We start from the raw sequence: 13,430 nt of genomic DNA, 5'->3' as shown, positions 1-13,430 counted from the left end.
CTTATTGCTCACGGGCTCAAAATATCGGACCCCCGTGGACCGCGCGCGTCCGGGGTGGCCTTCGGGGTCACCGTCCGCGGGCGGGCCGTGAGGGAGCGGATCTCGTCCATCAGGGTGTGCAGCCGGCGCGAGGAGGCCAGGTCCTCCAGGGAGAGCGGCCGGCCGGCGGGGTCGGCGACGGGCAGGCGCCAGTTGGGGTACTCGTCCGAGGTACCGGGGAGGTTCTGCGGGCGGCGGTCGCCGACCGTGTCGGGCAGCCAGACGCCGACCATCCGTGCGGGGGTGCGCAGCAGGAAGCGGTGGACGGCGCGGACGGCCGCCTCCTCGTCGTCCGGCCCCTCGGGCAGCAATCCGAGCCGGCCGAAGAGGGCCAGCCACTCGGCGACGCCCTTGGCGTCCTCGCGCTGCTCGACGGCGAGCGGGCGGCGCAGCAGGCCCAGGCGGTGGCGGAGGGCGACGTGGTCGCCGGTGAGGCGGGCGGCCGTGCTGGGCAGGTCGTGGGTGGTGGCGGTGGCGAGGCAGCCCTCGCGCCAGCGCTCGGGCGGCAGCGGCCCGGCCCGCCGGGCGCCACGCGACCAGTCACGTTCGAACCAGAGGACGGACGTGCCGAGCACCCCGCGCTCGGCGAGCGCCTCGCGGACGCCGGGCTCGACGGTGCCCAGGTCCTCGCCGATGACGGCGGCCCCCGCCCGGTGCGCCTCGACGGCGAGGACGCCGAGCATGGCGTCGGCGTCGTACCGGACGTACGTCCCCTGCCCCGGCTCGCGGCCCTCCGGTACCCACCACAGCCGGAACAGCCCCATGACGTGGTCGATCCGCAGCGCGCCCGCGTGCCGCAGCAGCCCGCGCAGCAGGTCGCGGTAGGGGGCGTAGCCGGTGGCGCGCAGGGCGTCGGGGCGCCAGGGCGGCAGCCCCCAGTCCTGGCCGCGGGAGTTGAACGCGTCGGGGGGCGCGCCGACGGACATCCCGGCGGCGAGCGACTCCTGCTGCGCCCACGCGTCGGAGCCGCCGGGGTGGACGCCCACCGCCAGGTCGTGGACGAGTCCGACGCGCATCCCGGCGTCGCGCGCGGCCCGTTGCGCGGTGGCGAGCTGGCGGTCGGTGAGCCAGGCGAGCCAGCAGTGGAAGTCGACGCGGTCGAGGAGCTCGCCGCGGGCGCGGGCCGTGCGGGCGGAGCGGGGGTCCCTGAGGCCGGCGGGCCAGGAGTGCCAGTCGGGGCCGTGCGCTTCGGCGAGGGCGCACCAGGTGGCGTGGTCGTCGAGCGCCTGGCCCTGCTCGGCGAGGAACTCGCAGTAGGAGGCGCGCCGTCCGGGGCCGAGCGGCACCGCGCGGACGAGTTCGAGGGCGCGCAGTTTCAGGGCGCGGACGGCGTCGTGGTCGATGGGTTCGCCCCGGCGGAGGACGGCCGCGTTCAGCTCGGCCGCCTCGGCGAGCAGCCGCTGGGCCTCCTCGCGGCCGGGCCCGGTGAGCCGGCCGAATTCGGTGATCTCCTCGACGCGCAGGTGCACCGGGTCGGGGAAGCGGCGGGAGGAGGGCCGGTACGGGGACGGGTCGGCGGGCCGGCCGGGGGTGCCGGGGACGGCCGCGTGCAAGGGGTTGACCTGGAGGAAGTCGGTACCGAAGGCCCGGCCCGACCAGGCGGCGAGCTCGGCCAGGTCGCCGAGGTCGCCCATGCCCCAGGAGCGGGCGGACAGCATGGAGTAGAGCTGGACGAGGAAGCCGTGGCAGCGCTCGGGCGGCTGCGGCACCCGCTCGGGCGCGACGATCAGCGGGGCGGCGGCCGACCGCCCGTCGGGCGTCCGGGCGCGCAGCAGGTGGATGCCGAGCGGCAGGGGATCGTCCCAGGTCAGGGACTGCCCGTCGGACGTCTCGACGCGGAGCGCGGTGTCCTCGGGCAGGTCCGGCGGCCGGTGCGGGGCGGGGCCGCGCAGGACGACGGCCGGGGGCAGCAGCCGGTTGCGTCCGGTGCGGGCATGGGCGTCCAGGGCGTCGCGGACGGCCCGCGGAGTGGAGGCGTCGACGCCGAGCGCGGCGAGGACGGCGACGACCGTGTCCTCGGGGACGGGGACGCTCTGCCCGGGGGCGGGTTCGTAGGACGTGGCCACACCGTGCAGCGCGGCGAGGTGCGCACGCTCCGCGCCGGTCTCGGTACGACCCTCGATACGGCCATCGGTACGGCCCTCCGCGCGGTCCATGCCTGCCTCCAGAGGACGGCGGGGACGGCGCCGCACCGGCCGGTGCGGGGTCGCTCGGCGGCCGGCACGGTGCTCCCCGGTGACGGCCGGGACGGTGTCAGCTTACTTACGGCGACGGCGCGCTGACGGGGCTTTGGCACTTTCCGGCCGCCGGCCGGCATCACCGTCGTGCCGCCCCCGCCGCAACCCCCGGGCCGGGCATTACCGGCAGTTCGGTCACCCGCGTTGACACGTTCCGCCCCTGGTGATGGGCTCATCGCTCACATCACCACCACGACGTACGGCAGCGGGGCGAGGAGAAGGCGTGCGGTTCCAGGGCGACGACCCCTCGTGCGGCGATCAGGGCCCCGAGCAGCACGTTCGAGGCGCTTCGGAACGGCCCGCAGACCGGCCCACGTCCAGGCCCGCGAGCCGCCCCGGCCGGGCGCTCGGCACCGGCCGGTTCGGCGGCCCGTACGCCGTCCGGCCGCGCCGCGCCGGGGTGACCGTCCTGGCCGTCGCGCTCCTCGGCGGGCTGCTCGGCAACGCCCCCGTGGCCGCCGCGCCCGCCGGACCCGCCGCCCCGGCGGCGGGCAGCCCGGACGCCGCCGACCCGGAGGGGTCCGACGCGCTGCCGCCGGTCTGGCCGCGCCCGCAGTCGGGCCGCGCCCAGGGCGCGCCGGTGCCGGTGGGCACCGAGGTCACCCTGATGGCCGAGCCGGGCACGGACCCGTACACCCTGACGGCGCTGCGGGAGGTGCTGCGCGGCGCGGGGGCCCGGACGGTCGTGGACGCCCAGCCCGGCGGCACCCCGCCGCCGCGCGGACTGATCGTGTACGCGGGCGGCCGGCAGGCCGAGGACGCGCTGCGCACGCTCGGCGCCCCGGCCGCCGGCGACCTGCCCAAGGGCGGTTACCGGCTGGCGTCCGGGCAGCTCGACGGCCGGCCGGCGGTGGCGCTGGCGGGCGTCGGCGACGACGGCCTGTTCCACGCGGCGCAGACGCTGCGCCAGCTCGTGGTGCGGCGGGACGGCGGGACGGCCTTCGCCGGAGCCGTGATCCGCGACTGGCCGGTGACGGCGGTGCGCGGGATCACCGAGGGGTTCTACGGACAGCCGTGGTCGACGCCGCAGCGCCTCGCACAGCTGGACTTCATGGGCCGGACGAAGCTGAACCGGTACCTGTACGCGCCCGGCGACGACCCGTACCGCCAGGCGAAGTGGCGCGATCCGTACCCCGCCGACCGCCGCGAGGAGTTCCGCGCGCTGGCGGAACGGGCCCGCCGCAACCATGTGACGCTGGGCTGGGCGGTGGCGCCCGGGCAGGCCATGTGCTTCTCGTCGGAGGAGGACGTACGGGCGCTGAAGCGCAAGGTGGACGCCATGTGGGCGCTCGGCGTCCGGGCGTTCCAGCTCCAGTTCCAGGACGTCAGCTACAGCGAGTGGCACTGCGGGGCCGACCGGGACGCCTTCGGCTCGGGGCCGAAGGCCGCGGCGGAGGCGCAGGCGAAGGTGGCGGGGGCGCTGTCCCGGCACCTGGCGGCGAAGGGCGGCGAGGCGGTACCGCTGTCCCTGCTGCCCACCGAGTACTACCAGGACGGCCGGACGGCCTTCCGGCGGGCGCTCGCCGACCGGCTCGACCCGCGCGTCGAGGTGACCTGGACGGGGGTGGGCGTGGTCCCGCGGACCATCACCGGCGGCGAACTGGCCGCCGCCCGCGCCGCGTTCGGCCACCAGCTCGTCACCATGGACAACTATCCGGTGAACGACTTCGCGCAGGACCGTATCTTCCTCGGCCCCTACACCGGGCGGGAACCGGCCGTCGCCGTCGGTTCGGCCGCCCTGCTCGCCAACGCCTCGGCGCAGCCCACCGCGTCCCGCATCCCGCTGTTCACCACCGCCGACTACGCCTGGAACCCGCGCGGCTACCGCCCCGAGGAGTCCTGGAAGGCCGCGGTCGACGACCTCGCGGGCGCCGACCCGAAGACCCGCGAGGCCCTGCGGGCGCTGGCCGGGAACGACGCGTCGTCCGTCCTCGGCGGCGAGGAGTCGGCGTATCTGCGCCCCCTGATGGACGACTTCTGGACGGCGCTCTCCGGCACGGACGCCGACCGGCTGAAGACGGCGGCGGACCGGCTGCGCGCCGCCTTCCGCACCATGGCGGACGCCCCGGGCCGGCTGACGGACGCGCTGGGCACCGAGGTCCGGCCGTGGGTACGGCAGCTGGCGCGGCACGGGGAGGCCGGGCTGCGCGCCGTCGACATGCTCACCGCCCAGGCGCGCGGCGACGGCGCGGACGCCTGGCGCGCGGAACTCGACGTGCTGCGGCTGCGCGATCAGATCACCTCCGAACGGGTGACCGTCGGCGCCGGCGTGCTGACGCCCTTCCTCCAGCAGGCCCTCGCCCGCGCCAACGGCTGGCTCGGCGTCGACCGCCCGCTGCGCACGTCCGGCGCGGCGACCGACGGCGACCCGGCGACGACCGTCCCCGCGCCGGCGGACGGCCCACTGACCGTGAAGCTCCGCGAACCCCACCCGATGACCGCCGTCACCGTGCTCACGGCAGCCGCTCCCGGCGCGCGCGGCACGGTCGAGGCGCACACCCCCGACAAGGGCTGGCAGCCGCTGGGCCCCCTCGCGGCCGGCGGCTGGACGCAGCTGCCCGGCAAGGGCGTCCGGGCCGACGCCCTGCGGCTGGTCTGGTCGGGCCCCACCCGGCCGGCAGCGGTCCACGAGATCACCCCGTGGTTCGCGGACACCGCCGCCACCCACTTCGAGCTCACCCATGCGGAGGCGACGGCCGAGGCGGGCGGGGCGCCCGCGGTCGTCGAGGCGCGTGTGATCAACCAGCGGCCGGGGGCGGTCAAGCAGAAGCTGACCGTCCGTGCGCCCAAGGGCGTCACCGTCAAGGCCCCCGACGAGGTGACGGCCGTCCGCGGCGGCGTGACCACCCTGCGCGTCGAACTCTCCGTCCCGGCCGACGCGCCCTCCCGCGTCTTCACCGTCCCCGTCCGCCTCGGCGACCAGGAGCGCACGGTCACCGTCCGCGCGTACCCCGCCGCCGGCGGCCCCGACCTGGCCCGCACCGGCGAGGCCACCTCCTCCGGCGACGAGGCGTCCGACTTCCCGCCCTTCGCCGCCCTCGACGGCAACCCCAAGACCCGCTGGTCCTCCCCTCCCGCCGACGACGCCTGGTGGCAACTCCAGCTCCCCCGCCCCACCCGCCTCGGCCGCCTCGTGCTCCACTGGCAGGACGAACTCCACGCCACCCGCTACCGCGTCCAGGTCTCCCCCGACGGCCGCACCTGGCGCGACGCGGCCACGGTCACGGACGGCAAGGGCGGCACCGAAACGGTCCGCTGCGACGCCCCGGGGACGCGCTTCGTCCGCGTCCAGGGGGTGAAGCGGGCGGCGGAGTCGGCGGGGTACTCGCTGGTGGACGTGGAGGCGTACGCGGTGCGGAAGGGGTAGGGCACGGGCGCGGAGCCGTCCGGTCCCGCGGGACGCACCGTTTCGCGCGTGAAATGAAACGTCTCACGAAAGAAACGAGCGCCCTACCCTGGACCCATGACGACACGGCAAGAGCTGCACGACTTGATCGACCGCATCGATCCGGACGAGCTGGCCGCGGTCGCCGCCATACTGCACGCGTATGCCCGGCGCGACGCCGCACGAGGAGCGACGGAGCCGCCGTACCCACGCTCCGTCGGCATCCTCTCCGACGCTCCGCCGGACCTCTCGGCGCGTGTGGACGATTATCTCTCGGACGGCTTCGGGCACTGACACAATCCGCCTGTGATCGTCGTGGACACAGGCCCCTTGGTGGCCCTCGCCAGCCCTTCCGACGCCGCGCACGACCGCTGCCGGAACTGGCTCGATTCCCTGCCCACCCGACGCGATCTGCTGGTCCCGGCCACAGTGATCGCCGAGACCTGTTACCTCATCGAACGCTACGGCGGCCCAAGAGCCGAGGCCGTCTTCCTGGACGACCTGGCACTGGGCGCGTACGGGACGGTCACCGGCCTCATGCCGGAGGACCTGGAGCGCATGGCCGACCTCGTCCGCGCCTACGCGGACCTTCCCCTGGGCGGAACAGACGCCTCCGTGATCGCCGTGGCCGAGCGCGTCAAAACGGCGAACGTCGCCACGCTCGACCGCCGGCACTTCACCGTGGTCCGCCCCGCGCACACGGACGCACTCCGCCTCCACCCGTCGTAAGGGGCAGCCGCGCGTACTGCCGCCGCCTCACCCCACCCGCGCCCCGCTGCCGACCCGCCCCGCCTGCTCCCGGCTCGGGCGGCGGTAGCCGCAGTTGCAGACCCAGTCGTCGTAGCGCGAGATGGTGCCGTCGTGGCCCATGTGAATCTCGCGCACCATGGTGCGGTCCATGCAGCGAGTGCACCGCACCCCCTCGCACATGGTCCTGGGGAACCTCTCCTGCTGCGCGGCTTTCTGGTTCATGTCCGCGATGATGCGCCCAAGTTGGACCGATGGCACCGGCATGTGCGACAGCCTCCCCCTAAGTGCGTACTCCCGAACTTGCCTGACGGCGAGGACTGTCCGCGATCACGGTGAACGGATGCCGAATTCCGCCCCCGTCGCGGTTGGGCGCACCCAAAGGGGGACTTCAACACGCGGATTTCCGAACAGCCTGGCGATCCAGCGGGCAGCGGGGCCACTCAGGAGCGTGACGTCCCTGCCGGGGTCCGCGATGGGGCGACGGCGGGCGACGGGTGCCGCTATCGTGGAAGTGCTCGGAGGTTGGTCGCCGGGGCCTAATGGCTGTAGGCCCCGTCGGCCAGGCGCAAGAGAAAGTCCGCCACGGGGGACTGTGCCCCGTGACGGACGGGCTGACGGATGGATCGCCGGGGCCTATTGGGTGTAGGCCCCGTCGATCACCCCTTGCCGATCACAATCAGGATCAGTGTGGTCACGGCGACGAACAGTTCCACCCACGGTGTCACCGCCTTCGCCCCACGCCGCACCCGACGCCAGTCGATCGAGCTCCTCAGCCTTCTATGACGGGCCATGTAGTCCCTCTCCACGGATCGGAACCCCGCCGACTGCGAGGCTCCACGAGGGGACCTCGGACAGAAACGGCACGCGGGCCGACCCCGCCCGAGACCCCTGGATGGAGCCCCGAACGCGGCGAGCGAGCCGACCCGGAGGAAGGCTCACGAATGGCACGTCACGTGGGTGAGCCTAGCGCCAACCGTGGGAGGTTCCAGGCCAGTTGGGACTACAGCCGCACATTCACCCTTCCGTGGCGAGTGCGAACATTTACGTGAGCGACGAGCGGAGCGTCACCGCCCCCGAAGCTCGAAGCTCGGGCCCGTCCGCCCGCTCCCAACTCACGCCGCCACGGCCCACCTGCGGCGATCCGTGGACCGCACTCCCGAGGCCCAAGACCCGAGCTTCGGACCTCGGGACCCGAGCCCTCTTTCCAAGGAATGGGGGGTGGGTTTCATCCCACCCACCCACCCTTCCAACCTCCGCGCCCGCACACGCGGTTCACTTTCCGCGACCGCGTCGCGACGCAGCGCCGCGACCGTGTACCGTGCCCCGCAGACAACAAAACGGCCCCCGCCGGTGCCGCAAACACCGAGCGAGGGCCTGACCATCCAGATCGAATGAGAGTCGATCCCATGGCTGTCGCCAATCCTAGCGCCGACGCGCGCCCGTACGCGCCGCCCAAGCCCCCCGCGCCCCAGCAGCCGCCCATGGCCGGTCCCGGCTACGGCAAGCGATCGGCACCCGATCAAGCACCGCGCTCCGCAGGGGACTTCGCGCACCTCCCCGCCCGCGAGGCGTACATCGCCGCGCACCTCGACCGCCTCCCCGACGGCGCGGCGATGGACCACAAGACGCTCGCCAGGGAACTCCCCTACGGCCAGCAGGCCGTCCGCACGGCGCTGCGCGTCCTCTCCGAGGCGGGCCACCTGCGCGTCTGCCGGGAACGGGTCAGTGCGGAGCGGACGCAGTGGGTCTCGCGGACGTACTTCTCCCGCACGGCGCGGGACGACGCCTGGTGGTCGGCGTTCCTGCGGGGCGACGTGCCGCAGGCCACGCGCGTGGAGGCGGGGACGCTCGCGGGGGCGGTCGCGGGGGCGAAGGCAGCGGCGGGGACCGACGCGGAGGCGGGGGCGGTCGCCACGGCGATGGCGACGGCGGACGAAGCCACGCCCGACGCGGCCCCGGCGCCCCCGTCCCGCCCGTCCCGCCCCTCCCGCCGCTCCCCCGCCCTCGACCTCCTCGCCTCCGTCGGCCACGCCGACCCCCGCATGGCCCTGTCGGCCCGCGAGTGCGCGGCCCTGGAACCGCTGGCGGCGGAGTGGCTGGCGCGCGGCGCGAGCCCGGCGGCGGTCAGGCACGCGCTGGTCAACGCGCTGCCGGACGTCGTCGCCGCGCCGGGTGCGTTCGCCCGCAGGCGGCTGACGGACCGGATGCCCCCGGAGGGCGCCGCGCCCCGCCCGGAGCGGCAGCCCGCACCCCGCCGGATCGTGGAGTGCACGAACTGCCACGTCCCCGGCCCGCCGGAGGCCCTGCCGGGCGGCCTGTGCCGCGTCTGCCACGGGACGGCACCGGCCGCCGGCCCGTCCCCCGAGGCCGAGGACGCCGTCCGCCGCCGGGTCGACGAACTCCGCGCCGTCGTCCGCGACCGCCCCAGGGCCCCCGCCCGCCCGCCGAAGCCCCGCAGCGGGCGTGGCTGACGCCCCGACCGGACGCCGAAGCGCCGGGCCGGGGCCGGTACGGGAAAGACCCGTCCGAGAAAAGGCCCGTACGAGAAAGGCCCGGTCCTCTCAGGCGGAAATGCCGTCGATCCGGGCCATCGCGTCCTCCGCGCCGTATGCCTCCAGGTAAGGCAGCCAGCGCGGATCCCTATGCCCCGTGCCGATGATCCGCCAGGCGAGGCCGGACGGCGGGGCCGGTTGGTGCCGGAGCCGCCAGCCCAGCTCGGCGACGTGCCGGTCGGCCTTGACGTGGTTGCAGCGGCGGCAGGCGGCCACCACGTTCTCCCAGGCGTGCTGCCCGCCCCGGCTGCGCGGGACGACGTGGTCGACGCTGGTTGCGACGCCACCGCAGTAGGCGCAGCGCCCGCCGTCACGGGCGAAGAGGGCCCGGCGGGTGAGCGGGACGGGGCCCCGAAAGGGGACCCGCACGAAGCGCTTGAGCCTGACGACGCTGGGTGCGGGGATGGTGCAGCTGGCGCTGTGCAGGTAGGCGCCCGTGTCCTCGAGGCTGATGGCCTTCTCGTTGAGGACGAGTATGAGCGCGCGGCGGAGCGGTACGACGCCGAGCGGCTCGTACGACGCGTTGAGGACCAGGACATGCGGCACGGGTGCCTCCTTGTACGCCGGCGGCGCGTGGCTCGCGCCGGGACGATCTCCTGCAAGTGTCCCCTGGCCCCTGGCCGGTGCGCCACCATCGGCGGGTAACGGGTCACAGGTGTTTTGGAACACACCTCGGTCAACTGCGCGCAGGACCCGTCCCTTCTCGAACACAACAACGGAAGACCCGCTCTGCCCCGTTAGTGTGGTGATTCTGCCCCTGCCGATGTTCGGCGCCGGGCATGTCCATTACGAAGGGTTCCCGCTGTGTCCTGGTCCGCTGCCCTCGTCGCCGCTGACTCGACGCCCCGTCCCTCGTCCCTCGACGAGGCACAGAAGACCGCCAACGACGCCGCCGGCTGGCTGGAGGCGAACTGGTCCGTCTGGATCAGCAACGGTCTGCGCATCGTCCTGATCCTCACCATCGCGATCGTGCTGCGCTCGCTCGTCCGCCGGGGGATCACCAAGCTCATAGCCCGGATGAACCGCACGGCCCAGGCCGTGGACAACGCCCTGGGCGGCATCCTCGTCAACGCCGAGCGCCGCCGCCAGCGCTCCGAGGCCATCGGGTCGGTGCTGCGCAGCGTCGCCTCGTTCCTGATCATGGGAACGGCGGCGCTGACCGTGCTGTCGGTCCTGAAGATCAATCTGGCGCCGCTGCTGGCGAGCGCGGGTGTGGCCGGTGTGGCCATCGGTTTCGGCGCCCGCAACCTGGTCACGGACTTCCTGTCCGGCGTCTTCATGATCCTTGAGGACCAGTACGGCGTGGGCGACGAGATCGACGCGGGCGTGGCGACGGGCACGGTCGTCGAGGTCGGCCTGCGCGTGACCAAGCTCCGGGGCGCGAACGGCGCCATCTGGTACGTCCGCAACGGCGAGGTCAAGCGGATCGGCAACCTGAGCCAGGGCTGGGCCATGGCCGAGGTCGACGTCACCCTGCGTTACGACGAGGACCTGGACCGCGCCCGCCAGGTGATAGGGGAGGTCGGCGAGGAGATGTCCAAGACCGCCCCCTGGGACGAGAAGCTCTGGGAGCCCGTCGAGGTCATGGGACTCGACTCGGTCTCCCTCGACTCCGTCGTGGTCCGGGTCCAGGCGAAGGCCGCGCCGGGCGAGGCGGCGGCCGTCGCGCGGGAGCTGCGCTGGCGGATCAAGCGGGCGCTGGACGCGGCGGGGATCCGGATGGGGCCGCCGCCGGCGGTGGCGGAGGAGACGGATCCCGCCGACCCCACCGCCGTCGTGGCGCCGCCGTCCGTGCTCGCCAATCCGACGTCGCCGCAGGCGCTGGCCACGGCGCCGATACCGCCGGGGGCGACGTTGGGGAAGTGAGCCCCGGTCCCGCCCCTTTCGCCGATTCCTGGGGCTGCGCCCCAGACCCCCTTTCGCGGCTTCGCCGCTCGTCCTCAAACTCCCCCAGAGGGGGGACCCCCAACGGGCTGGGTGGTGCGCCCGGGCGCGCATTTCAGCCCGTCCGGCGTTTGAGGACAACCGCGCGCAGCGCGGTTTCGGAGGTCCGGGGGCTTGCCCCCGGGAATCGGCGAAGGGGCGGGCCAGGGGCACAGCCCGCCGCAGGCGCACCCCCCTACTCCCCCCTCAGCCCACCCCCCACCTGAGCCGCCACCAACCCCCCGTCGATCACGAGATCCTGCCCGTTCACATACGAAGCCTCCTCCGACGCCAGGAACGCAACCGCGTCGGCAACATCCTCGGCAGCCCCGACCCGCCCCGCGACGACCCGGTCGACAACCGCCGCCTCCTCGGCAGAGGAGACAGCCGCCCGGTACATGTCGGTCTCGATGTATCCGGGGCTCACCGAGTTCACGCGAATACGCCGCGCGGCGAGATCCGCCGCGAACGTCCGCGTCAGGCTGTGCACAGCCGCCTTCGTGGCGGAGTACAGGGACGCGGAAGGCAGCCCGCGGTGCGCGGTCCAGGACGCGTTGATGACGACGGCGCCACCGTCGGCCAGCAGCGGCAGAACCCGCTGCACGGTGAAGTAGACGCCCTTGAGATTGATGCCGACGACACGGTCGAACTCCTCCTCGCTCACCTCGGGCAGGGCGGCGAACGAGGCGACGCCCGCGTTGGCGAAGACCACGTCCAGCCGCCCGTACCGCTCACGGATCGCATCGGCCAACGCGTCCGCGTCGGCGACGCGCGACACGTCACCCCGTACCGCGTGGACGCGCCCGGGACCCCCGAGCTCGCCGACCGCGGCGTCGAGCCGCGCGCCGTCACGGCCGGTGATGATCACCTGAGCGCCCTCGGACAGGAGTCGGCTGGCGACGGCGAGGCCCATGCCGCGGGCACCGCCGGTGATGAGGGCGATCTTGTCGTCGAAACGGAAAGGGCTGTGGGAAGCGCTGCTGGTCATGGACCTCAGCCTGCTGCCCGGCGATCACCTCCGACAGTGCTCGTTCAACATGGGTCCACCACCACCAGCCCGGCGTCCGCCGGGGTACGGAACCCGGCCGCCGCCAGCCGCTCCAGCCGCTCGGCCGTCCCGCTGCCGGGCCGGGGGTTCTGGAGCTCCACGTGCAGACCGGGCTGGTCCGGCAGCGCCAGCGTGGTGGTGTCGAAGACCAGCTCCCCCGCCTCCGGATGCCGCACCGCCTTCAGCGCCTGCGCCGTCGTCCCGACGTCGTGCCGCGCCCACAGCGCGGCGAACTCCGGGCTCGCCGCACACAGCCCGTCGGCTATCCGGTCGAACCCGGGGTCGTCGGGATGCCGCGCCGCGGCGGCACGGAACGCGGCGACCACGCCGGGCGCGACGGCCTCCCAGTGGCTGTGGAGCGCCCGGTAGCGGGCGTTGGTGAAGAACGCGACCAGGCAGTTGCGGTCGGCGTCGGTATAGCCGAACACCGCGCGGGCCGCGTCGTTGACGGCCACGAAGTTCTCGTAGCGGTCCAGCAGCACGGCCGGCCGGGGCGACCAGGCCTCGATCAGCCGCCGGAGCTCGGGCGTGGCCTCGGGGCGGGGGACGCCGGCCGGAGGCGGCGGATTGAGCCCGGTCAGCAGGTACAGGTGCTCGCGCTCCGGCTCGTCCAGCCGCAGGGCCCGGGCTATCGCGTCCAGGACGTCGGCGGAGACGTTGATGGGCCGCCCCTGTTCGAGCCACGTGTACCAGGAGACGCCCACCCCGGCCAGCAGCGCGACCTCCTCGCGCCGCAGCCCGGGCGTACGGCGCCGGGCCGCCGGGGGCAGCCCCACGTCCTCGGGGGCGAGGCGGGCCCGGCGGCTGCGCAGGAAGCCGCGCAGGCGCTCGCGGCGACCGGAGGCGGAAGGCGTGTCGGTGGCCATGCGAGCACCGTAACGGACGGGTCTGACAACGCCCTTCGGAGCGGCGCCCGCCCCTCAGGCCCTCAGGCCCTCAGGCCCTCAGGCCGCGCCGACCTTCCGCAGGAACTCGTCCACGTTCCCGAGCATCCGCGCCACCTGCTCGTCCACGCTCAGCGACTCCTTGTACCGGGGGCCGCTGAACTCCGGCACCTTCTTGCCGCGCACATACAGCGGGCAGGCCAGGTCGGCGCACATATAGGCGCCCACCGTGTTGCCGTCGCGTCCGAAGGCGCCGACCTTGCGGGCGGCGAGCAGGGAGACACCGGATCCGGGGTGGCCGGTCAGGCAGAACGAGCAGATCGTCGTCTTGGCGAGGCTGCGCGGGCCGCCCTGGGGGACCCGCAGGGTGATCCCCTGCGGCTTGCCGTCGCGGACGACGACCAGGTAGCCGCGGTCGGGGGCGCCGGGATCGCGCCAGCCCAGGAAGTCGAGGTCGGCCCAGGGGAGTTCGGCCAGTCCCCGGGGCAGGCTGATCCTGCGCGCCTCACCTTTCGAGCAATTGATGAAAGAGGCTCGTATCTCGTTCTCGCCGAGTGGTTCCATGGGGCGAGAAATTAACAGTGTGCCCGTTGTGACGTCATGCGAATTTCG

11 protein-coding genes are annotated in these 13,430 nt (G+C 74.2%); 5 read left to right on the top strand and 6 right to left on the bottom strand.

Translation table 11 applies throughout. From position 1 onward, the window contains the following. Positions 1–8: 8 nt before the first annotated feature. Complete coding sequence (gene malQ / locus K7I03_RS21755; RefSeq protein WP_224347149.1) at positions 9–2,195, bottom strand: 4-alpha-glucanotransferase; 2,187 nt, start codon at positions 2,193–2,195, stop codon at positions 9–11. A 304-nt stretch (positions 2,196–2,499) separates the two neighbouring features. Here malQ and K7I03_RS21750 point away from each other — a divergent pair, with 304 nt between their 5' ends. The 3 genes from K7I03_RS21750 (at position 2,500) to K7I03_RS21740 (ending at position 6,390) form a co-directional block, all read left to right on the top strand. After that, a complete protein-coding gene (locus K7I03_RS21750) occupies positions 2,500–5,643 on the top strand; it encodes a beta-N-acetylglucosaminidase domain-containing protein (protein ID WP_224347148.1) in 3,144 nt (1,047 codons plus the stop codon). A gap of 96 nt (positions 5,644–5,739) precedes the next feature. Beyond that, the gene (locus K7I03_RS21745; protein WP_185944937.1) at positions 5,740–5,955 is read left to right on the top strand and encodes a hypothetical protein; all 216 of its coding nucleotides are present in this window, start codon (positions 5,740–5,742) and stop codon (positions 5,953–5,955) included. Between the two features lie 12 nt (positions 5,956–5,967). Further along, complete coding sequence (locus tag K7I03_RS21740) at positions 5,968–6,390, top strand: type II toxin-antitoxin system VapC family toxin (protein WP_185944936.1); 423 nt, start codon at positions 5,968–5,970, stop codon at positions 6,388–6,390. A 27-nt stretch (positions 6,391–6,417) separates the two neighbouring features. On the opposite strand, the gene K7I03_RS21735 is transcribed toward K7I03_RS21740, so the two are convergent. Continuing rightward, the gene (locus K7I03_RS21735; RefSeq protein WP_185944935.1) at positions 6,418–6,633 is read right to left on the bottom strand and encodes a hypothetical protein; all 216 of its coding nucleotides are present in this window, start codon (positions 6,631–6,633) and stop codon (positions 6,418–6,420) included. A gap of 1,184 nt (positions 6,634–7,817) precedes the next feature. Here K7I03_RS21735 and K7I03_RS21730 point away from each other — a divergent pair. Then, on the top strand, positions 7,818–8,882 hold the full coding sequence (locus tag K7I03_RS21730) for a flagellar biosynthesis protein FlhF (RefSeq protein WP_185944934.1): 1,065 nt from the start codon (positions 7,818–7,820) through the stop codon (positions 8,880–8,882). Between the two features lie 90 nt (positions 8,883–8,972). Here the strand turns inward: K7I03_RS21730 and K7I03_RS21725 are convergent, their stop codons facing one another. Then, a complete protein-coding gene (locus K7I03_RS21725) occupies positions 8,973–9,509 on the bottom strand; it encodes an HNH endonuclease (protein WP_185944933.1) in 537 nt (178 codons plus the stop codon). A 258-nt stretch (positions 9,510–9,767) separates the two neighbouring features. On the opposite strand from K7I03_RS21725, the gene K7I03_RS21720 reads away from it, so the two are divergent. Further along, the gene (locus tag K7I03_RS21720) at positions 9,768–10,829 is read left to right on the top strand and encodes a mechanosensitive ion channel family protein (protein ID WP_185944932.1); all 1,062 of its coding nucleotides are present in this window, start codon (positions 9,768–9,770) and stop codon (positions 10,827–10,829) included. A gap of 253 nt (positions 10,830–11,082) precedes the next feature. On the opposite strand, the gene K7I03_RS21715 is transcribed toward K7I03_RS21720, so the two are convergent. The 3 genes from K7I03_RS21715 to K7I03_RS21705 form a co-directional block, all read right to left on the bottom strand. Beyond that, a complete protein-coding gene (locus tag K7I03_RS21715) occupies positions 11,083–11,874 on the bottom strand; it encodes an SDR family NAD(P)-dependent oxidoreductase (protein WP_185944931.1) in 792 nt (263 codons plus the stop codon). 44 nt (positions 11,875–11,918) lie between these two features. Then, positions 11,919–12,800 (bottom strand): helix-turn-helix transcriptional regulator, encoded by an 882-nt coding sequence (locus K7I03_RS21710; protein WP_185944930.1) that lies wholly within the window; start codon positions 12,798–12,800, stop codon positions 11,919–11,921. A 78-nt stretch (positions 12,801–12,878) separates the two neighbouring features. Beyond that, entirely contained in the window at positions 12,879–13,382 is a 504-nt protein-coding gene (locus K7I03_RS21705) for an FBP domain-containing protein (RefSeq protein ID WP_185944929.1), read from the bottom strand. Positions 13,383–13,430: the final 48 nt, after the last annotated feature.

The organism is Streptomyces mobaraensis (assembly GCF_020099395.1).
Classification (GTDB): domain Bacteria; phylum Actinomycetota; class Actinomycetes; order Streptomycetales; family Streptomycetaceae; genus Streptomyces.
This window is presented reverse-complemented; position numbering and strand designations above follow the sequence as displayed.

Coding starts and splice junctions, on each gene's coding strand:
- malQ (WP_224347149.1), bottom strand. CDS start 2,195: ATGGACCGCGCGGAGGGCCGTACCGATGGCCGTATCGAGGGTCGTACC.
- K7I03_RS21745 (WP_185944937.1), top strand. CDS start 5,740: ATGACGACACGGCAAGAGCTGCACGACTTGATCGACCGCATCGATCCG.
- K7I03_RS21735 (WP_185944935.1), bottom strand. CDS start 6,633: ATGAACCAGAAAGCCGCGCAGCAGGAGAGGTTCCCCAGGACCATGTGC.
- K7I03_RS21730 (WP_185944934.1), top strand. CDS start 7,818: ATGGCTGTCGCCAATCCTAGCGCCGACGCGCGCCCGTACGCGCCGCCC.
- K7I03_RS21715 (WP_185944931.1), bottom strand. CDS start 11,874: ATGACCAGCAGCGCTTCCCACAGCCCTTTCCGTTTCGACGACAAGATC.
- K7I03_RS21710 (WP_185944930.1), bottom strand. CDS start 12,800: ATGGCCACCGACACGCCTTCCGCCTCCGGTCGCCGCGAGCGCCTGCGC.
- K7I03_RS21705 (WP_185944929.1), bottom strand. CDS start 13,382: ATGGAACCACTCGGCGAGAACGAGATACGAGCCTCTTTCATCAATTGC.